This window comes from Bradyrhizobium algeriense (genome assembly GCF_036924595.1).
Classification (GTDB): Bacteria; Pseudomonadota; Alphaproteobacteria; order Rhizobiales; family Xanthobacteraceae; genus Bradyrhizobium; species Bradyrhizobium algeriense.
Window position 1 is genome coordinate 3208179 of record NZ_JAZHRV010000001.1, and the last position, 20867, is coordinate 3229045.

At 62.8% G+C, this 20867-nt stretch carries 16 protein-coding genes; 6 read left to right on the plus strand and 10 right to left on the minus strand.

The genetic code is table 11. From position 1 onward, the window contains the following. Window positions 1-122: 122 nt before the first annotated feature. Both mfd and V1286_RS15850 read right to left on the minus strand, forming a co-directional pair. Window positions 123-3641 carry a transcription-repair coupling factor gene (mfd, locus tag V1286_RS15845; protein WP_334480845.1) on the minus strand — a complete coding sequence of 1173 codons (3519 nt, stop codon included), beginning with the start codon at window positions 3639-3641 and terminating at the stop codon, window positions 123-125. Further along, window positions 3638-3928: an FAD assembly factor SdhE gene (locus V1286_RS15850; protein WP_334480846.1), complete on the minus strand. Its 291-nt coding sequence runs from the start codon at window positions 3926-3928 to the stop codon at window positions 3638-3640. Before V1286_RS15850 ends, mfd begins: the two co-directional genes overlap by 4 nt. 419 nt (window positions 3929-4347) lie before the next feature. Here V1286_RS15850 and V1286_RS15855 point away from each other — a divergent pair, with 419 nt between their 5' ends. From V1286_RS15855 to recG, 3 genes are all read left to right on the plus strand, one after another. Next, complete coding sequence (locus V1286_RS15855; protein WP_334480849.1) at window positions 4348-5541, plus strand: RNA ligase RtcB family protein; 1194 nt, start codon at window positions 4348-4350, stop codon at window positions 5539-5541. Further along, window positions 5538-6161 (plus strand): peptide chain release factor H, encoded by a 624-nt coding sequence (prfH, locus tag V1286_RS15860; protein WP_334480850.1) that lies wholly within the window; start codon window positions 5538-5540, stop codon window positions 6159-6161. Before V1286_RS15855 ends, prfH begins: the two co-directional genes overlap by 4 nt. 84 nt (window positions 6162-6245) lie before the next feature. Next, a complete protein-coding gene (gene recG, locus V1286_RS15865) occupies window positions 6246-8354 on the plus strand; it encodes an ATP-dependent DNA helicase RecG (protein ID WP_334480851.1) in 2109 nt (702 codons plus the stop codon). Here recG and V1286_RS15870 read toward each other — a convergent pair. The 4 genes from V1286_RS15870 to V1286_RS15885 form a co-directional block, all read right to left on the minus strand. Next, on the minus strand, window positions 8306-9289 hold the full coding sequence (locus V1286_RS15870; protein ID WP_334480853.1) for a dihydrodipicolinate synthase family protein: 984 nt from the start codon (window positions 9287-9289) through the stop codon (window positions 8306-8308). The genes recG and V1286_RS15870 overlap by 49 nt on opposite strands. 7 nt (window positions 9290-9296) lie before the next feature. After that, entirely contained in the window at window positions 9297-10079 is a 783-nt protein-coding gene (locus V1286_RS15875) for a DUF502 domain-containing protein (protein WP_334480855.1), read from the minus strand. 90 nt (window positions 10080-10169) lie between these two features. Beyond that, entirely contained in the window at window positions 10170-11996 is a 1827-nt protein-coding gene (gene glmS / locus V1286_RS15880) for a glutamine--fructose-6-phosphate transaminase (isomerizing) (protein ID WP_334480857.1), read from the minus strand. 1265 nt (window positions 11997-13261) lie between these two features. Next, a complete protein-coding gene (locus V1286_RS15885; protein ID WP_334480859.1) occupies window positions 13262-13912 on the minus strand; it encodes a PEPxxWA-CTERM sorting domain-containing protein in 651 nt (216 codons plus the stop codon). A 534-nt stretch (window positions 13913-14446) separates the two neighbouring features. Here V1286_RS15885 and V1286_RS15890 point away from each other — a divergent pair. After that, window positions 14447-15025: a hypothetical protein gene (locus tag V1286_RS15890; RefSeq protein WP_334480861.1), complete on the plus strand. Its 579-nt coding sequence runs from the start codon at window positions 14447-14449 to the stop codon at window positions 15023-15025. Between the two features lie 107 nt (window positions 15026-15132). On the opposite strand, the gene V1286_RS15895 is transcribed toward V1286_RS15890, so the two are convergent. Next, window positions 15133-15522 (minus strand): hypothetical protein, encoded by a 390-nt coding sequence (locus tag V1286_RS15895; protein WP_334480863.1) that lies wholly within the window; start codon window positions 15520-15522, stop codon window positions 15133-15135. A gap of 327 nt (window positions 15523-15849) precedes the next feature. Here V1286_RS15895 and V1286_RS15900 point away from each other — a divergent pair, with 327 nt between their 5' ends. Continuing rightward, a complete protein-coding gene (locus tag V1286_RS15900) occupies window positions 15850-16302 on the plus strand; it encodes a hypothetical protein (protein WP_334480864.1) in 453 nt (150 codons plus the stop codon). A gap of 194 nt (window positions 16303-16496) precedes the next feature. On the opposite strand, the gene V1286_RS15905 is transcribed toward V1286_RS15900, so the two are convergent. The 3 genes from V1286_RS15905 to glmU form a co-directional block, all read right to left on the minus strand. Further along, the gene (locus V1286_RS15905; RefSeq protein ID WP_334480865.1) at window positions 16497-16892 is read right to left on the minus strand and encodes a DUF4145 domain-containing protein; all 396 of its coding nucleotides are present in this window, start codon (window positions 16890-16892) and stop codon (window positions 16497-16499) included. A 28-nt stretch (window positions 16893-16920) separates the two neighbouring features. Beyond that, window positions 16921-17727: an FRG domain-containing protein gene (locus V1286_RS15910; RefSeq protein WP_334480866.1), complete on the minus strand. Its 807-nt coding sequence runs from the start codon at window positions 17725-17727 to the stop codon at window positions 16921-16923. A 153-nt stretch (window positions 17728-17880) separates the two neighbouring features. Continuing rightward, the gene (glmU, locus tag V1286_RS15915; RefSeq protein WP_334480867.1) at window positions 17881-19239 is read right to left on the minus strand and encodes a bifunctional UDP-N-acetylglucosamine diphosphorylase/glucosamine-1-phosphate N-acetyltransferase GlmU; all 1359 of its coding nucleotides are present in this window, start codon (window positions 19237-19239) and stop codon (window positions 17881-17883) included. 169 nt (window positions 19240-19408) lie between these two features. Here glmU and V1286_RS15920 point away from each other — a divergent pair, with 169 nt between their 5' ends. After that, window positions 19409-20785 (plus strand): hypothetical protein, encoded by a 1377-nt coding sequence (locus V1286_RS15920; RefSeq protein WP_334480868.1) that lies wholly within the window; start codon window positions 19409-19411, stop codon window positions 20783-20785. Window positions 20786-20867: the final 82 nt, after the last annotated feature.

Here is a 20867-nt window from a genome sequence, read left to right on the forward strand (position 1 = left end):
CGAGCGTAGCGAAGCAATCCATCTCTCCGTTTTGCGGAACTATGGATTGCTTCGTCGCTTCGCTACCTTGCGCAAACGCTTCGCGTTTGTCGCAGGCAATGACGTGGACGGATCGAAGCGCGCTAAGCCGCCTTCTTGCTCTCGGCGAGATTGGCGAGTTGCCGCAGGATTTCGGTCGTGCCCATCAACCGCTCTTCCGGCGTCTTCCATGTCTGCAGGAACACCACCTTCATGTCGGGTCGCACCTTGGCGGCCTGGCCGTGCTGGCGGATGAAGAACACCAGCCGGTCCGGCTGCGCGAATTTGTTGTCGCGGAACGAGATCACCGCGCCCTTCGGTCCGGCGTCGACCTTCTCGACATTGGCACGCCGGCAATAGGCCTTGATGGCCGCGACTTTGAAGAGATAGCGCACTTCGTCCGGCAGCACGCCAAAGCGGTCGCGCATTTCGGCGGCGAAATTGTCGATCTCCTCGTCGGTCTCGAGATCGGCGAGCCGCCGGTACAGCGACAGCCGCACCGCGAGGTCGTTGACGTAATCCTCGGGGATCAGCACCGGCATGCCGATGGTGATCTGCGGCGACCAGCGGTCGGCGGCAGGCTCCGCCACGCCGGCCTTGAGGTTGAGGATCGCCTCCTCCAGCATCGATTGATAGAGCTCGAAGCCGACTTCCTTGATGTGGCCGGATTGCTCCTCGCCGAGCAGATTGCCGGCGCCGCGGATGTCGAGGTCGTGCGAGGCCAGCTGGAAGCCCGCGCCGAGCGTTTCCAGCGACTGCAGCACCTTCAGCCGCCGCTCGGCCTGGGCTGTGATCTTCTGCTGCGCCGGCAATGTGAACAGCGCATAGGCCCGCAGCTTCGAACGCCCCACCCGGCCGCGCAGCTGATAGAGCTGCGCCAGCCCGAACATGTCGGCGCGGTGCACGATCAGCGTATTGGCGGTGGGAATATCGAGGCCGGACTCGATGATGGTGGTCGAGAGCAGGATGTCGTATTTGCCGTCGTAGAACGCCGACATGATGTCTTCCATCACGGTCGGCGCCATCTGGCCGTGCGCGACCGCAACCTTCATCTCCGGCACGTTCTTGTCGAGGAAGTCCTTGACGCCGGCGAGATCCTCGATCCGCGGCACCACGTAGAACGCCTGCCCGCCGCGGTAGCGTTCGCGCAGCAGCGCCTCGCGGATCATTAGCGGATCGTGCGGCGCCACGAAGGTGCGCACCGCGAGGCGATCGACCGGGGGCGAGGCGATGATCGAGAGATCGCGAACGCCGGTGAGCGCGAGCTGCAGCGTACGCGGGATCGGCGTGGCGCTCAGCGTCAGCACGTGTACTTGCGCGCGCAATTGCTTCAGCCGCTCCTTGTGGCTGACGCCAAAATGCTGCTCCTCGTCGACGATCAGAAGCCCTAAATCTCTGAACTTGATCGCCTTGCCGAGCAGCGCATGGGTGCCGACCACGATGTCGACATTACCATCGGTCAACCCCTTCTTGACCTGCGTCAGCTCCTTGGCCGGGATCAGACGGGAGGCCTGCGCGACATTGACCGGGAAACCGCGAAAACGTTCGGCAAAATTCTTGCTGTGCTGCCGCGCGAGCAGCGTGGTCGGCACCACGACGGCGACCTGCTTGCCATCGAGCGCGACGGCAAACGCCGCCCGCAGCGCCACCTCGGTCTTGCCGAAGCCGACGTCGCCGCAGATCAGCCGGTCCATCGACCTGCCGCTTTCGAGATCCTTCAGCGTGGACGTGATCGCCCCTAACTGGTCCTCGGTTTCCTCGTATGGGAAGCGCGCGCAGAACTCGTCATAGACATGCGGCTGCACCGGCATTTTCGGCGCTTCGTGCAGATGCCGCTCGGCCGCGATCTTGATCAGTTCGCCGGCGATCTCGCGGATGCGGTTCTTGAGTTTGGCCTTGCGCGCCTGCCAGCCGCCGCCGCCCAGCCTGTCCAGTTCGACATTGGCGTGGTCGGAGCCGTAGCGTGACAGCAGTTCGATGTTTTCGACCGGCAGGAACAGTTTTGTTTCGGCGGCATAATGCAGTTCGAGGCAGTCATGCGGCGCGCCGCCGACCTCGATGGTCTGCAATCCGACGAAGCGTCCGATGCCGTGCTCGACATGGACCACGAGATCGCCGGTCGAAAGGCTCGTGACCTCCGAGATGAAGTTGTCGAGTTTGCGGCTCGATTTGCGCGGCCGCACCAGACGGTCGCCGAGGATGTCCTGTTCGCTGATGACAGCGAATTCGTCGGTCTCAAAACCGCTCTCCATGCCGACAACCGCCAGCATGGCCTCGTTGCGCGGCGTCGCCTGCACCGTGCGCCAGGCGTTGACGCTGGTGAGATTGGCGAGCTTGTGATCCCGCAGCATGCTACCCATGCGGTCGCGGGAGCCTTCGCTCCACAGCGTGATCACCACCTTCTTGCGTTGCGCCTGCAACGCCAGCACGTGCGCCACCACGGCTTCGAACACGTTGACCGAACCATCGGCGCGCTCGGGCGTGAAATTGCGGCCCTGCCGCGCGCCGGCGTCGAACACATCGGCACTACCCTCAGGCACCGCAAATGGCGTCAGCCGCGCCACCGCCGCCTCACCGAGGCGCTCGGTCCACTCGGCCTCCGTCAGATAGAGCCGGTCCGGCGGCAATGGCTTGTAGATCGCACCGGAGCCCGGGTGTTCCAGCGCCTCGCGCCTGGCCTCATAATAATCCTGGATCTGCTTGAAGCGTTCGCGCGCGGCGTCCTCGCTCTGCGGCTCGATCGCAACCGGCGCGCCGTCGAGATAGTCGAACAGCGTATCCATCCGCTCCTGGAACAGCGGCAGCCAATGCTCCATGCCGGGATGCCGGCGGCCCTCGCTGACGGCCTCATAGAGCAGATCGTCGCGCTGCGGCGCGCCGAAGGTCGCGACATAGCCCATGCGAAAGCGGCGGATGGTTTCGGTGACGAGCTGGAATTCCGAGACCGGAACCAGATCGAGCGCGCGCATGTCGAGCAGCGTGCGCTGGGTTTCCGCATCGAACGTACGGATCGATTCAAGGCTGTCGCCGAAGAAGTCGAACCGCACGGGCTGGTCGAGACCGGCCGGAAACAGATCGAGGATACCGCCGCGCACGGCGTATTCGCCGGGCTCGCGCACGGTCGACGAGCGGTTGTAGCCATTGTGCTCCAGCCAGGCCACGATCGAGTCCATCGGCACGACGTGGCCGGGCGCAACCGACAGCGCCTGTGCCGCCACCACCTCGCGCGCCGGCACGCGCTGCACGATGGCGTTGACCGTCGTCAGCACGATCAGCGGCTTGTCGCTGCCCTGCAGGCGCGACAACCGCGCCAGCGTGGTCAGGCGCTGCGCCAGGATGCTGCCATGCGGCGACACCCGGTCATAGGGCTGGCAGTCCCAGGCCGGAAACTGCATCACCGGCAAATCGGGGGCGAAGAATTCCAGCGCCCGCGCGAGCTGCTGCATGCGCGGGCCGTCGCGGCAGACGACGGCAAGGCTGACTGCCGGCGGTTTTGGTCGTGCCGCCACCGCGCGCGCCAGATCGGATACGACCAGCCCCTCGGCGCCTTCGGCGACGTTGGCAAAGGTCAGCGCGCGGCCGGGAGCCAGCAACGCGGCAGGCGATTTGACAGGCGACTTCATGCGTCGTGATCCACGGCGCGAAACGCCTTGATGCGGTCGAACAGCGCGGTCGCATATTCCGGATCGAGCGGCGTGTCGCCGATCACCGCGGCATAGAGATCGGGATCGGGCACCTCGATCAGGCGTTCGAGTTCGGCCAGATCTTCATCGCGCATGGCGGATATCTCGGCATCTGCAAAGCGGCCGAGGATGAGATCCATCTCGCGGGTACCGCGATGCCAGCAGCGGAATAAAAGCCGCTTGCGGCGGTCGTCGAGGCCACCGCTTGATCGTGTCGTACCCGTCATTGTCCCATTCCATTTCGAACGCCAAAAGCCCGGACGTGCCGGGCGGGGTTGATATAGCCCTCGCACTGGAGAATGTCAGTAGCGTTTCGCCCACAGATCCATGCGAAAGTGGCGTGTATGGATTGCGAGACGGTCCACTGCCCTCGCACCTCCCGCGCTGGTTGCTTCGACGTCCGCGCTCTCAGCCCGTGGCGGGACTTGCAGCTTTTCCATTTCGCCGCTATGTGTCTCGCGCGATCGGTGGCCGATTTTGGCACGATCATCACGGAGAAGGCTCGATGACGTTGTCTCGCCGCCCCGTCGAGGGCATCGCCTAAGGACGCGTGCGTTAGCCGCGCCGCTTGGGAATTCGCGCGCTTAAGTCAGCGATATCTGCGTTGCGCGCGTCGACGATTCTCAAATCTTCTGAAAGCTTTTCAATGGGCACTTCTCCCAAGGTGGACGGCCGCGCGCCGATCCACGTCTTCGCCTCGTCCAAATCCTGGATCGAGGGTAATGCCACGCTTCAACTCCAGCAGGTCGCCGGACTGCCCGGCGTGCGGGCGGTCGCGGCCATGCCGGATCTCCATCCCGGCAAATATGGCCCGGTCGGCTGCGCCGTTCTGGCGGATCGCATTCACCCGCAACTGGTCGGCTCCGACATCGGCTGCGGGATGGGACTGTTTGAGCTTGATATCCCCGCACGCAAGCTGCGGCTCGACCAACTGGCCGACCGGCTGCACGCGCTCGATCAGCCGTGGGACGGCGACATCAACAGCGTCATGGCCGACGCCGGCCTACACGCCACCACCTTTGATGCCTCGCTTGGCAGCATCGGTGGCGGCAACCACTTCTGCGAACTCCAGGCCATCGAGGAAATCCTTGAGCCTGAGATTGCCGCGCAGGCGGGGCTCGACCGCGACCGTGCGTATGTCCTGGTCCATTCCGGCTCCCGGGGCCTCGGCTTCTCGATCCTGGAGCGCATCCTGCTGAAGGGGCAGGCAGCACTTGATCCCGCGAGCGATGGAGGCGGAGCCTACATGGACGTGCACGATCACGCCGTGCAGTGGGCCAAACTCAATCGTCGCATCATCGCGGAACGAGCAGCAGTGGCGGCGCGTGCGGATCTGCGTCCCGTCAACGATCTCGCGCACAACATGGTCGAGCGTGCGCACAGCGCAGGCGGCGACGTCATGGCGCTGCACCGAAAAGGCGCGGCGGCGTCCGATCGTGGGCTGGTGCCGGTGCCGGGCTCGCGCGGCACGCTGTCGTATCTGGTGGAGCCGCTACCGGCGATGCGAACGGAGGCGCTCGCCTCGCTCGCGCATGGCGCGGGCCGCAAATACGACCGCGGCTCCATGCACGGCCGCGTCCGGGTCAAAAAGTCCGACGTGGCGCGGCTGGAACGCAATCCCTATGGCGGCATCGTCGTCTGCGGTGATCGCGGCCTGCTCGCGGAAGAGGCGCCGGAGGCCTACAAGAACATTGAACGCGTCATCGCCGACCTGGTCGAGTTCGGCCTGGCGCGTGTAGTGGCGACGTTCCGGCCGCTGGTGACGTTCAAGAAGGCGCAGTCGAATGTCGCAGCCGGTGGCGGCAAGCGGGAAAAATGCTGGAAGGAGGATCGCAGATGATCCGACTTCTCTTCACCAGCGGACGCGGTCCGGCGGAATGCCGGATCGCGGTCGCAAAGGCTGTTGCAACGCTTGCTGCCGAAGCTGCTTCGCTCGGGCTCGAGACCGATTGCCTGGAGGGGCCGAACGCAGACGGGCATGGTCCAGCGTCGGCGATTATCGTGATCCATGGCGATGCTGCGGCGGCATTCACGCGGCCGTGGATCGGAGCGATCCAGTGGGTGGCGCAAAGCCCCCTCCGGCCACATCACAAGCGGAAGAACTGGTTCATCGGCGTGTTCGAGCTACCGGCATTGCCGGACGCACCGAAAGCGCTGGCGATCCAGGATGTTCGCTTCGAATCCTTCCGCGCCGGCGGCCCCGGCGGCCAGCATCAGAACAAGACGGAAAGCGCTGTCCGCGCCACCCACGTTGCCAGCGGCCTCTCCGTCGTCGCGCGGGAGGAGCGCTCGCAGCACCGAAACAAGGCGCTGGCACTGGAGCGGATCGCGGCGCTGCTCAGGCTGCAGGGCGAACTGGAAGCAATCACCGCGCAGAACGATGCGCACGCGGTGCATGATCGCCTTGAGCGCGGACGTCCGGTGAAGCGGTTCAAGGGCACCGCCTTCCGGGCGTCGTAATCGTTGAACCCTGGTCGGAAAAAAGCCGTGGACGTCTCGCTCAAACCCGCGCATGACGGCACAAAACGGTCTTAGGTTTCCTTGATGCGCCCCACCCTGCTCAATCCGCTGTTTGCACCGGTCACGACCCTTCCCGGCGTCGGGCCGAAGCAGGACAAGCTGTTGCGCTATCTGCTGTCGCGCGATGAGACGCCGCGGCTGGTCGATCTGCTGCTGCACCTGCCGGCGAGCGTGATCGACCGCCGGGCGCAGCCGAAGATCCGCGAGGCGGTACAGGGAACCATGGTGACGCTGGAAGTCACCGTGGATCGCCACCGGCCGCCGCCGCCGCGCAATTCCCGCGCGCCCTACCTCGTCTATGCCTCAGACGATACCGGCGACGTGGTGCTGACGTTCTTCCGCGCCAAGCCCGGCTATGTCGAAAAGCTGCTGCCGGTCGGCGAGAAGCGTTACGTTTCCGGTACGCTCCAGATGTATGACGGCATTCCGCAGATCGTGCATCCCGATCGCGTCGTGGATGAAGCAGCGTTTTCAAAACTGTCCGGCATCGATCCTGTCTATCCGCTTACCGAAGGTCTCGCGCTGGGTTCGCTCCGCCGGGCGATCGCGCAGGCGCTGCTAAAGCTGCCGGAACTGCCGGAATGGATCAGTCCGGAAGTGATCCGCCGATGCAGCTTTCCGCCGATCCGGGAAGCGCTGAACCGCGTGCATGTGCCGCTCGAACTCACCGACATTTTGCCCGATGGCCCGTTCTGGTCACGGATGGCGTTCGACGAACTGCTGGCCGGTCAACTGGCGCTGGCGCTGGTGCGCGCGCAATTGCGGCGCCCGGCGGGCGACCGCAACGCCGGCGACGGTCATCTGCGCCACAGGATCATTGACGCGTTGCCTTATGCACTCACCAACTCGCAGCGCGAGGCGATGGCCGCCATCGCCGAGGATCTGCGCCAGCCGGTTAGGATGCTGCGGCTGCTGCAGGGTGACGTCGGCTCCGGCAAGACGGTGGTGGCGCTCTTGGCCGCCGCTGCGGTTACGGAGGTCGGCAAGCAGGCCGCCCTGATGGCGCCGACCGAAATCCTCGCCCGCCAGCATATCAAGACCATCACGCCGCTGGCCGAACGCGCCGGCTTGCGCGTGGCGATCCTGACCGGCCGCGAGAAGGGCAAGGAGCGGCGCGAAATTTTGGCGCGGCTCGAAGCCGGCGAGATCGATTTCCTGGTTGGCACCCACGCGCTGATCCAGGACGACGTGATCTTCAAGGCGCTCGCGCTCGCCGTGGTCGACGAACAACACCGCTTCGGCGTGCGCGAACGGCTGGCGCTGACCAACAAGGGCGAAGCGGTCGACGTGCTGGTCCTGAGCGCGACGCCGATCCCCCGCACGCTGGTGCTCACATATTTCGGCGACATGGACGTCTCCGAGCTGCGCGAGAAGCCGGCCGGCCGCCAGCCGATCGAAACCCGCACTATATCGATGAGCCGCCTCGACGAGGTGACCGATGGCGTCGGCCGCGCGCTACAGGCCGGCAAGCTGGTCTACTGGATCTGCCCGCTGGTAGAGGAATCCGAAGCCGAAGGGACTGAGCACCTCACCAACGCCACGGAGCGGTTTGAAAAGCTGCGGCAACGCTTCGGCGACAGGGTTGGTCTCGTCCACGGGCAGATGAAGGGCACGGAGAAGGACCGCGTGATGGCGCAATTCGCCGCCCACGAGATCGGGCTCCTGGTGGCGACCACGGTGGTCGAGGTCGGCGTCGACGTCCCGGCCGCGACCATCATGGTGATCGAGAACGCCGAGCGCTTCGGGCTCGCGCAATTGCACCAGCTGCGTGGCCGGATCGGGCGCGGCTCGGAGGCGTCTACCTGCCTGCTGCTCTACAAGGAGCCGCTCGGCGAAATGTCGAAGGCGCGGCTGAAGGTGATCCGCGAGACCACCGACGGTTTTCGGATCGCCGAGGAGGACCTGAAGCTGCGCGGCGAAGGCGATGTGCTCGGCATCCGCCAGAGCGGCCTGCCCGGCTATCGCATCGCCCGCTCCGACGTGCATGCCCAACTGATCACGCAGGCCCGCGACGAGGCGCTACGGATCATGAAGGACAATCCAAAACTCAAGGGCGAGCGCGGCGAAGCGCTGCGTTGCCTGCTTTACCTGTACGAACGCGACGAGGCCGTGCCGCTGATCGGTGCGGGATAGCGCGCTCCGGCGGCGGCGATGCGAAACCGGTAGTGCTCGGTGCCCTCGACGATCTTGTCGATCAACGCCTCCAGCGCCCAGAATTTTTCGTGGACATCGAAGGTGACGGCGCGGCTGTCGGTGCAGGAAAACGTACCGAGACGCTGGTGGTAGAGCTTTGCGAGCTTCGGATAGCCCATCGGTTCGGCCATCGCCGACAGCGCGAGGTAGACGGAAAGCTCGTCCGCCAGCGCCGGATGGGCGGCCGCCTCGGTCATCAACCACTGGTAGAGATCGGGATGAAAGTTCGTGAACACGCCGGTAAAGCCGCGCGAACCGGCTTTCATCGCCTCATAGGCAATCGCCGCATTGGCGTTGACGATCGCAAGCGGCGTGCCCCTGGTCAGCGCCACCCGGCGTTTTACCGTTTCGAGGTCGCAGGAGACGTCCTTGAGGATGACGAAGCGGCCGGTACCCGCGCAGAAGGTCAGTTCATCGTCGGTGAGCAGACGGCGATAGGGCGCCGGGCACTCGTAGAGGCCGAGGGGCACTTGCTTTGGCAACCGCGCGAGGAGCCAGCTCAGATCGTCGATGAACTTGCCGCCGCCTTCCCGCTTCGCGTCGAGACGGTTGGTGACGAGCACCATGCCGTCAACCCCGGTGGCGGCAATCGCGGTCAATTCGGCAAGCTGGTCTTCCAGGCTTTCGCTGATGTGGCCGGAAGCGATCACCGGCACGCGGCCGGCGGCGGCCTTCTTGACGAAGGCGGCGAGTTCAACCCGTTCTTCCAGGCTGAGATACTGCATCTCGCTGGACTGGCAGACCGCAAACAGCGCGTCCGAACCGTTGTCGATGTACCATTCCACCAGCCGGCCGAGGCCCGGATAGTCGATCTGGCCGTTTTCCGTAAACGGCGTGATCATCACGGGAATGATGCCTTCGATCTTCTTCGACACGGAGACCCTACTCCACCTTCACCTTTGCGGGCGCCGCCTGCAGCGCGGCCGAATTGGCCACACGCGCCGCGTTCGCCATGCCGGCCAGCGCGCCATTGCGTTTCTGTTGATCGGAGCCGGGCTGCACCACGCCGGCCGACATGATCAGGGTCGCCGCGTCTTCGGTGCTCATGTCGACTTCGATGATCTTGCTCTTCGGGACGTAGAAGAAGAAGCCCGTGGTCGGGTTCGGCGCGCAGGGCAGGAACACCGAGATATGCTCCTCCTGGCCGGGAAGCTGGCTGGCGATGTTCACGCTCGGCGACTGCGAGATCAAAACGATCGACCACATGCCCGGCGAGGGAAATTCGACCAGACCGACCTTGCGAAAGCTCGATCCCTTGCCCGAGAACAGCGTCTCGAACACCTGCTTGAGGCCGCGGTAGATCGCGCGCACCACCGGCATGCGGCCGAGCAGGCGTTCGCCGAGATCGACCAGCGTCCGCCCGATCAGGTTGGCGGTGAGGAAACCGAGCAGCGTCAGCGCCACCACGGCGACGATCAGCCCCGACCCGGGCAGGCCGAATGGCAGGTAGGTTTCCGGCCGGTAGACCGTCGGCACGAACGGACGGACGATGCTGTCGACCCAGTTCACGAACCACCAGGTCAAATAGAGCGTGATCGCGACCGGCCCTGCGACAATCAGTCCGGTCAGGAAATAGTTCCGGAAACGGGCCATCAGCCCGGCATGGTGCGCGTCCGGCAGGGGTTCCTCCGGGGACGCGGTCGGGGGCAGTTCTTCGCGGTTCATCGTGGTTCCAGGTCGGAGCAGCCGGCTTGATCCCAGCTAAGCCATCCTAGCAGATTTTTGAAGGGCTAACGTGACAGTCGATTGACTTGACTATTCGACGGTTACCGATTTGGCGAGATTTCGCGGCTGATCGACGTCGGTCCCCATCACCACGGCGGTATGATAGGCCAGCAGCTGCACCGGGACGGCGTAGACCATCGGGGTGAACGCCGCCGCCATGTCGGGCAGCACGATGGTGACCAGGGATTCGATGGTGGCTTCCGCCGCCCCCTTGGCGTCGGTCATCAGGATGATGTTGCCGCCACGGGCTGCGACTTCCTGCATGTTGGAGACGGTCTTCTCGAACACCCGGTCGAACGGCGCGATTACCACGACCGGCATGTTTTCGTCGATCAGCGCGATCGGCCCGTGCTTGAGTTCGCCGGCGGCATAGCCCTCGGCGTGAATGTAGGAAATTTCCTTCAGCTTCAGCGCGCCTTCCAGCGCCAGCGGATAGCTGGTGCCGCGGCCGAGATAGAGCACGTCCTTTGATTTCGAGATGTCGCGCGCCAATTTTTCGATCTGCGGTTCTGACGTCAGGGCCGCCGCCATCAGCCGCGGAATCTCGACGAGGCCGTGGACGAGTTTTGCCTCGTCCTCCTCCGACAATTCGCCCCGCGCCTTGCCGGCCGCGACCGCGAGCAAGGCCAGCACCATCAACTGGCAGGTGAACGCTTTGGTCGAGGCGACGCCGATCTCGGGGCCGGCCAACGTCTGCAGCACGGTTTCGCTTTCGCGCGCGATCGTCGAGGTCGGCACGTTGACCACGGACACCGTGTGCACGCCCTCGGCCTTGGCGTAGCGCAGCGCAGCCAGCGTATCGGCGGTCTCGCCCGACTGCGAAATGAAGATCGCAAGATCGCCCTTGCGCAAGGGCGCCTCGCGGTAGCGGAATTCCGAGGCGACATCGACCTCGACCGGGACGCGCGCGAACCGCTCGAACCAGTATTTGGCGACGTAGCCGGCATAGCTCGCGGTGCCGCAGGCGGTGATCGAAATGCGCTGAATGTCCTTGAAGTCGAACGGCAGCTTGACCGGCAGCATCACGCGCTCGCTCGCCATGTCGACATATCGGGCAAGGGTATGGCCGACCACTTCCGGCTGCTCGTGGATTTCTTTGGCCATGAAGTGGCGGTAGTTCGCCTTGTCGACCAGCGAGGTCGAGGCCGCGTGCTTGACCGCGTCGCGGCGAACGATCGCGTTGTTCTTGTCGTAGATAACAGCGCCCTTGCGCGTCAGCACGACCCAGTCGCCGTCTTCGAGATAGCTGATCGTATCGGTGAACGGCCCGAGCGCGATCGCATCCGACCCCAGATACATTTCGCCGTCGCCGTGACCGATCGCCAGCGGCGGGCCGTTGCGGGCGCCGATCATCAGGTCGTCGTCGCCTGAGAAGATGAACCCGAGCGCGAACGCGCCGCGCAGTTCCGACAGCGCCGCCCTCACCGCCTCGACCGGCTTGATGCCCTGCTGCAGCAGGCTGTCGACCAGATGCAGAACGATCTCGGTATCGGTCTCGGTCTTGAACACCGTTCCCTTCTTCTCGAGCGCCTCGCGCAACTCGCGAAAGTTCTCGATGATGCCGTTGTGAACCACGGCGACGCGATCGGTCGCATGCGGATGCGCATTGTTCTCGGTCGGCTTGCCGTGGGTGGCCCAGCGGGTGTGCCCGATCCCGGTGTGGCCCGCGAGCGGTTCGGCATCCAGCCGCTTTTCGAGGTTCTTCAGCTTGCCCTCGGCGCGGCGGCGCGCGAGGTGCCCGCCTTCCAGCGTGGCGACGCCTGCGGAATCATAGCCGCGATATTCAAGCCGCTTGAGTGAATCCACCAACAGCTCCGCGACCGGAGCTTTCCCAAGAATGCCGACAATGCCGCACATGCGGTTTTATATCCCCAAAACGACGAAGCGCGTCGCAACCCGCCCGTCTCTTAACGAGAAATACAGTCTGACAGATACTCAATAATTGTTGCGTATTGAGACAGTCTTAAGTGGAAAGCTTAACGGACCACCTAACCAGGGATTAACCTGTCACATCCGCGAGGCGTGCGGAATACGGCTCCGCGATCTCGCGGCATGACCTGCCCGAGCTTTGGCCTTGGTTCCCCCGAAAGAGAGGGAGCAGGGAATGCCGGATGCGCGCTGCACCCGCGGTCTCGCGTGCACTGGGTAGAAGGAAACGCACACGAGCATACAGGTTCAGCGGAGGCAATCCGGCATTCCCTGCGCAATGGCTTTACGGCTTATAACGCGCTCTTCCCGGCGACGAATTCCTTTTGTCACCGTCACCAGCGGATTGAGATTTGTCTTTAGCCCGGTCGGGCCGACGCGTCTCCGCTGGCTTGACATCAGCAACGGATGCCAGAACCACACGACTTCGCCGTACGCAGCGCCCTCACCCGTCACTCCAATCGACGAGATGCCGACTGAGGTTCTGGCGAAGGCCTTGAAACGCCAGTCGTCTGCGCAAACGTAAGATCACTCACGGGAGAACCCGCCCTGCGACCACGATCGCGCCCGACGCCGCTGCGTCCACCGCATCCAACCCCGCGTCCGTGACGATCGCGATACGCCCCTCTTGCCGGGGTGGACGGCCGAAGTGATAGCGGTGATTTGGCCAAAGGTGGAAGCGGAATATTTTTGATTCCGGGGCTTGACACGATTTCGGAAAATCCGAATTGATTTGCCCGTCGTCCCGTAGAATGCCTTGAAATACCGCTGCATCGCTGTCCCGACACCGAGTCCCCTTCGCAAGGCTCCCGAAAGATAGAGGAGTGAATTGAAATCATCGCCGGCAATAGACTTCTCAGCTCTCTCCATCCAAGCCAAGCCGGAGAAGTGATCTCCTTTGTTCTCCGAATACTCAGCCATTTCGATCATCGCCACAGCTGAGCCTATCGCGATGAACTCCTCCAAATAAGCGACGGCTTCACTCTCTTTGTCCTGCCTGAAGAGTTCTCGAGCGACGCCGACATTAAAGCCCAGATCGTCCTCGAACAGTAATTAGTCTCCCGGCTCACTTAGGCTTCCCCGGCCACACGTACTGACGGGTGCAGTCCAGCACTGTCACCGCAATCCGCAACCGGGTCCAGCGCAAAGGCCGCCCGAAGGCGGCCTGTCGGTGGCTTCTGATCGAGGCTGGATGATCAGATCACGCTGAGCTCGGTCGACTTCCGCCGGCGATAGGTCACGTAAGCAACGCTGGCGAAGCCCAGGATCATCATCGCCCACGTGGACGGTTCTGGGACGGCAGCAATGGTTGCGCTGAGGTCATCGATAGAGACATTGCCCTCGGAGCCAAACGGCCGGATGCGGAAGCCGCCAATTCCATTGGTCGAGTCCACACTGTAGCGGGTGTATTTGCGGTCTGCGAAATCATAGCCGTTGTTGCTGCCGTTATCGGCCGACGGATCCTGCGCTACCACGGGTAAGACCGTGCCGAACAGCGTATGGCCGTCCTTGTCGAACACTTCGAGCAACTGGTCGAGACCGCTCGTGTAATTCAGCATGTCAAACGAGAAATTGGTGATTGTCGCCGCGAATGCGGCATTGAAGAATATCCCGACCGCGCGACCGTCGTCACTGTTGCCGTCATAAATGGTCAGGCCCGTGACGTTGTTGCCGCGTTCGTTCGGGTTGGCGAAGAAGGGCTTGGCATTGCTGTTCTGACCAAACCAACCGCTTTGCCAGTCGGCGAAGTTCGGACTATCGAAGCTTTCAGTGAGGACTGCGGCGTGCGCCGAACCGGCCACGCAAACGAAGCCGAACGTCGCCAGAAAACGGAAAAACTTATTCATCGAACGAGATCTCCTGTCATGCAGCGGCTCTGCCGCTTGCCAGGAGTGTGGATCGTCTGTCGCGTCAATGTCGCGTCAGTATTAATAAGGTTTTATGAAAGTCCATCTTCATCTATAAGGTCGACCCGCTAAAGAAAGACGCGGCCAGGTTGACGGAAACCCTCTCACTCACAGTGGCAGCACCGTGATACGCCGCTTCAGCGGACCGTCAGGCCAATCGGAATTACGGTGACAGACCGGCGAGTTTTCGCCCAGCAATGCCCGCTGGCAGGTTGCGAGGTGGTATCTGCGGCGGCGATCGACCGCGCGGACACGTTGACGGTGCCCTTGACGACTTGCAGGGCTAATCGGGATGCGGAACCATGATTTAGATCAAGATGGTCGCTCGACAGCCGCCCAACGAATTCGCACAGTAAAGTTGTTCAACCCGTTTTTCTGGGCTGGACTCTTCGCGGCTGGGTCGCCGCGCTGGGGTCACCACCGCGATCCCAACCCTGCCGCCGCTTGCCGTTCGGTGATCTGGAGCATGTCACCATGAAACGCCGTCTCGCTGCTTTCGCAATCGTCGCCAGCCTGTACGCACCGGTTGCGCCCGCCAACGATGCCTTGGAGGCCAAGGTGCGGGCCTACGTTCCGGTCGTCTCCCTCGCCAAAGTATGTGACATCAGGATCAATGACGCCACCTCGGGTGACCACCGCGCCATGCTCGAAGCGGTGAAATCCGACCCGAACGCCAACAAGCTCGCCTACCGCCTCCATTACGAAACGCAGACGGCCTACATCAAGGCCCGCGACGGAGGTCAACGGGTCGCCTTCTGCAGGGACTTCATCGCAGCCAACAGCCAATACGCCAAGGCGCGCTTTACCGCCGTGGTCGAGGGCCACATGAGCGACGTCAGCACTGGTGTGCAGAAAGCGATTGCCCACAACGTCTGCGGTGCTCCCCCCGTCAAGCTGTCCAAGGCCGACTGGAAACCGTACGCGCAGATCAAGAAGATGCTTCAGAACGAGCAAAAGTTGGCCAAGGAAAACGCCGAGACGAACGGCTGGAACGTCACCGAGGAAACAACGGCGGTCACGGAACAGTTCTGCGCGGCGGTAAAAACCCCATGAGCATCACCGCCCGGCGGCATTGAACCGGCGGCGGCCGGCATTCGCAGCTTTGATTGAAAATGGCGCGCCATGGTAAGATTTTGTGCGATTTGATGCGGCCCTTAACGTCAGTCGGACGCGGCAACCCGATGGCCTTCGCGCTCGGGATCGCCTTCAACCGCGTCTTCGCCGTGCGCGTCTGCCGGCGCCGGTGCGCCGCGGAATCGAATGACGATCGCGATGATGTCGACATCGACCTTGAGCAGATCGAGGTCGCGCGTCATCTCGCGTAGTTCCTGGCCCTTGCGGGCAAATTCCTCGGAGACGTCGATGGCCATGTTGCGCTCGGTGACCCCACCCGAACTGCCGACGAACATCTTGGCCTTGATCCACGTCAGCCGCGCCCGATGGGTATCGCGGGTGAACTTCTTTTCCACGAATTGCCGCCGGGCTTCAACATAGGCCGCCAGCAATTCCACGTCGGACATCTTGTACAGGGCTTCGGCTGAAAGGCTCATGGCACCGGACTGAGGCTTGTTGAGATCGTGGTGAACGCGCCAGGCGAACGCGCCGCCAGGGAATTTCGATCAGAACCTTGTCCCCAGAATATTTGACGCGCCGCCTCTCTACCAGACGGAATCTCTGCATGTATCATACCGGAATTCCGAATCAGCGGAGGGACCGGCCATGGCGAAAAACATGGTGCGAAAGCGCGCCAAAAAAGCACAACGGCGCAAACAGGTGGTGGCGCAGAAGCGACGGGCCGAGGCACTGGAGGCAGGTCTGCCCGCCCGTGTGCTCCGGGCCGCCCAGGGCCCATTCAACATTGCTTTCTTACCGAGTCCGTGTTCGACGTTGGTGTAGGGACGCTGGTTCTGGCGCGCGGCGCCACGCAGCACTACCTTGCGGCAGGTTCGTTTCTGATCGACGTGTTCTATCTCGGCATCAAGGATGTGATGTTCAAATCCCTCGAAAGCGAGGATTTCAAGATGTACATGGACTCGATGGAAGCCGGGTCGCCCATGGTTGCCGTCGATCCGGGTTACGCGCGCAAGCTGCTGCGCGATCTCGCCGTGTGGTCGCAATCGATAGGCTTTGCGCCGCACCGGGACTTCGCGGCGGTGGAGCCGATATTCGGCGACGTGAGCGCGGACGCCAGCGACGCGGTGTTTCGGTTCGGTCGCGACGGCAAGCCTGTCTATATGCCCGGCCCGGGCGATACCGCTGCCTCGATGCGGCGGCGGATCGAGCAACTGCAGAAGTATCTCGGCGATCACGGTTTTGAGACCGCGGCCTAAGATGTAAGCTTCAACGGCGCGTTACGGCGTTACGGTGGCAGTTAATCTGCCGCTGGCCCATTGCAATTGAGTGCACTGCAATTGAGTGCACTGTCAACGTAATCCCTGTACCAGCCTATCCAGAAGCTTTGGGGGCTCCCAGTGAGATAATTATGGGCATTGGAGCACCTTTCGAGAAGCTTGGTTGATGCATCCTACCTATGTGCCTTGAGCCTCTTGATGATGGCCTTGGTACTCTCGCCACGGTCCTTGAACAAGTCCTCCAGTGCCATCTCACAGAGCTGGTAGGCATCGAGCACGGCGGCCTGTGACACCTTCGAGCTGTGTGCACCCAGGTTGCCGATCGTGCGCAATGCATGCGGGGTTTCGGAGTGCTCTTTCGAACCGATCTTGTTCGCGAACATGTCGATGCGTGCAGATAGGTCGAGCACCCTGCGCTTGCCGTCCTTGGCTGCATCCTTCTTCTGAATGCGCGTCTTCGCGACACCGAAATGGTCCATCATACGCTCTAGGCTGGTACGCAGCCGTGATGCGCACACGCTGTAGTCGCCCCAATACAGCTCGAAGGACAGCTTCAGCTCCTTCACCACCTCGGCTGGCGTCTTCTAACGACTGAAATTAGCCGCCACCTTGCTCCTCGCGAATTGAGAGACTTTCCATCAAACTCTCTTCCGACCCGAAAAGAGTGAAAGCGTTCAAATTGTACATCTGAAGTTCCCTGAGCACCTTCCTTCGCTCTGTGTGTGGAAGAACGAACTTGAAAATAACGTCCTGCTGAAATTCCGCTTCGGGATCGTAGGGGCGACACACCTTGGAATGCTCAGAGAAGAACGGCCAGTTTTCTTCCCACGTCGTGCAGATCGTATACTGCGACTGCTGAGCAAAATGGCGCTTCGGGCCTTGCACGTACGGCCCTAATAGCGTGATCGCCGGCGAGTCACTTCCCCCGATCTTCATACCGCCGGGACCACGCTCGCGAAACGCAAATATCGCTATGTCCTCTTCACGAGGTTCACGAAAGGCGAAGTAGGCCGCGACGAATGGAGAGGCACTCCAATCGAGCAATGGCGAAGGGAAACCATGATGGCGAAGGTAAGCCATGTATGCGTAGTGCGGGAAACTTCCGAACGTCATCAACCTTGAGAACGAGTCATACCCGCCGCGAAGATTCGCTTGAATTTCGCTGAAGTCGATACCGTCAGGCCAACTCTGACCGGTATAGGTCTGAACTTCGGTTCTGATTTTTAAGATCGTCTCGTAATAATCTTCGATCTCGACCGTATGCTGACTGCGCTCAAGCGTAGTCTGTAATTCCCACTTCGACGAACCGTGACCTCTGAAGAGCAGCTTAGAGCCTTCTGCCTTGTCCAATAATTCGGCGGTGCGCGTTTTGAATTCTTCCCATGTGCAATTGCCATCGATCATCAAAGTACCTTGCGATAGCTGAAGCTGGCACCCGTTATATACACGTCATAAATTGCGGATGATTGAGTTTAGCCCCGTAAAACGTGCATATCTGACAATTACCTTATTACCGATTGAGACAGCCTTAAGCGGAAAGCTAACAGGCCCTGCCGCTTAACCCTCTTTCGGCTTCTTCGCCCGCATCTTCATCTCGCGATACCGCGCCGCCCCGCCTTCGCGGTTGCTCTGCGGGCTGCGCTCCACGGCCATCGCATCATCAGGCACGTCCTTGGTGATGACGGAGCCCGAACCGATATAGGCGCCGTTGCCGATTTTCACCGGCGCCACCAGCGAGGAGTTGGTGCCGATGAAGGCGCCGGTGCCGATCGTGGTCTTGTGCTTGAAGAAGCCGTCATAGTTGCAGGTGACGGTGCCGGCGCCGAGATTGGCGTTGGGGCCGACATGGGCGTCGCCGACATAGGAGAGATGGTTGACCTTGGCGCCCGCCTCGAGCGTCGCGGCCTTGGTCTCCACGAAGTTGCCGATCCGGACGCCGTCGCCGAGCGAGGTGCCGGGGCGCAGGCGGGCATAGGGGCCGACGGACGCCTTCTTGCCGATCGAGGCCTGCACGATGTGCGAGAACGAATGGATCACCGCGCCGTCGGCAATGGTGACGCCGGGGCCGATCACCACGAACGGCTCGATGGTGACATCGTTGCCGAACGTGGTATCGGCCGCGAGATGGACCGTCTCCGGCGCGATCAGCGTCACCCCGGCATCGAGCGCCGCCTTGCGCAGCCGCGCCTGCATCACCGCTTCCGCTTCGGCGAGCTGTGCCTTGTTGTTGATGCCGCGCACTTCGTCTTCGCTGGTTTCGATCACGACGGCCTCCAATCCCATTTCCCTGACGATGGTAACGGCATCGACCAGATAATACTCGCCCTTGCTGTTGGCATTGCCGATCCGGTCGAGAATTTCCAGCGCACGGTGGCCATCGAACGCCATCACGCCGGCATTGCACAGCGTCACCTTGCGCTCTTCTTCGGTCGCGTCGGCATGCTCGCGGATTGTCACCAGGCGGCCGCCCTCGAGCAGCAGCCGGCCATAGCCGGTCGGATCCGCGGCGCGGAAGCCGAGCACGGCAAGGGCTGCGCCCTGCTCCAGCGGCGCGCGCAGCCGCGTAAAGGTTTCTGCCGAAATCAGCGGCGTGTCGCCGAACGCCACCAGCAGATCATCCGCACCGCGCGCAATCGCCTCGCGGGCGGCCAGCACGGCATGCGCCGTGCCGAGGCGCTCAGCCTGAATGAACGTTGCTACATCGGTGCGGATGCGCTTGACCTCGTCGGCGACCGCCTTGTGGTCCGGCCCGATCACCACCGCGAGGGCTGCGCCCGTTCCGTGCGGGGCCGCGTCCAGCACATGCGCCAGCAGCGACTGGCCGGCGACGGGGTGCAACACCTTCGGCAGCGAGGATCGCATGCGCGTCCCCTCACCGGCCGCAAGCACGACAGTCAGGCTGGATCGAGCGGTCATTCTACTTCCTAGCGGACAATTCGGATGGCGCCGGCCGTCTTTAATTGTTTTCCCCCGGAGATCAAACCGATTCGGCGCCCCGAAAACGTCCGGATTCAAGTGGGCGTCGCTTTTCCTGTTAATGTTTGCCCCTGTGATTCGGCAGGGCCTTGAGGAGGGCCAGGGGCGCTTGGCCAAGAAACCAGACCATCTCGCGGACTTCGAGGCGGATGACACCGGTGGCGTGCTGGGCAACCTGTTGGCCGACGAAGACGAGCTCGACCGCCGCGCGCTGTGGCGGATCGGATCATGGGGCGTCGGCGCCACGGCTGCGGTGATTCTGGCCGTGATGGCCAACCAGTCGTCGCTCGGATTGAAGCGGGAACAGGTCGCCGCCGCCGATCTGGCCCGGCAAGCGCAACAGATCCAGATGGTTGCGAGAGAAACCCAGAACGAGGCGCGACGGCTTGCCGCCGCCATCGACACGCTCAATAGCGATCGCGACAGGCTGTATTCCCGGGTTACCGGTCTGGAACAGGGGCTCGACTCCGTCACCGGGGCCATCGCCCGGCAGGGTTCCGCTGCGGCTTCGCCGCCGGTTGCCAATGCGGAACTGCAGGCCGCCCAAAACCCGCAGCCTTCGCCACCCGTCGCGCCGGTAATAACCACCACGGCCACGGCGCCCGTCGCCGACAAGCCCGTCGCCGACAAACCCGTTGCCGCCACCCCGGAGCCCGCCCCTGCTGCGGTTTACTCCGCCGCAAAGGATGCTGCGAAGACCGACGCGGCCAAAGCGGATAGCGCCAAGCTCGAAACGGCGAAGGCGGAGATGGCAAAAGCGGACATGACAAAAGCGGACTTGGCAAAGTCGGACTTGGTAAAGGTCGAGGCGGCAAAAGCCGACGCCGTCAAGCCGGAGCCCGCAAAACCTTCGCCCGCCACGCCGCTGGTGGCGTTGCAGTCGATGATGGCCCCGCCCGATCCCGCCGCCAGCAAGCTGATCGAGCCGGGCAAGGCGCCAAACCCTGTCATCGCGAGCCCGATCCCCGACGTCGTGGCGGCGGCGCCATCGGCGACCGATGCGGAAACCGACGATGACACCGCGCCAAAAGTCTCGCTGCGGCGAACCGAGTTCGGGGTCGATCTCGGCAGTGCCAATTCGGTGAACGGGCTGCGCGCGTTGTGGCTCGGGCTGTTGAAATCGAGATCGAACGCCCTCCTGACGGCGTTGCGTCCGATCATCGTCATCAAGGAAAACACCAATGGGCTCGGCATGCAGCTTCGCCTGGTAGCCGGTCCGCTTAACGACGCCGGCGCCGCCGCCAGGATCTGCGCCGTCCTGACCGAAAACAAACGGCCTTGCGAGACCGCGATCTTCGAGGGCCAGCGGCTGTCGCTGAAGCCGGATGATTCGCCGCCCACCGCCGCCAAGCCGACGCCGCGCCGGCCCAGCATCGCCAAACGGGCGGCGGCGGTCGTCGAGGAAACAGCGAAGAAGCCGGAACCGCCGCCACCGGCGACGCAGACGACATTATCGTCCTTCTTCAACAGGAAAAGTTCACAATAATCTTTTGACTACAGCGCGTTACGCCGAACTTTTGACAAGCGCTATCGCCATTGGCGAACGCTTGTCCCGGCAGCCAATCCCG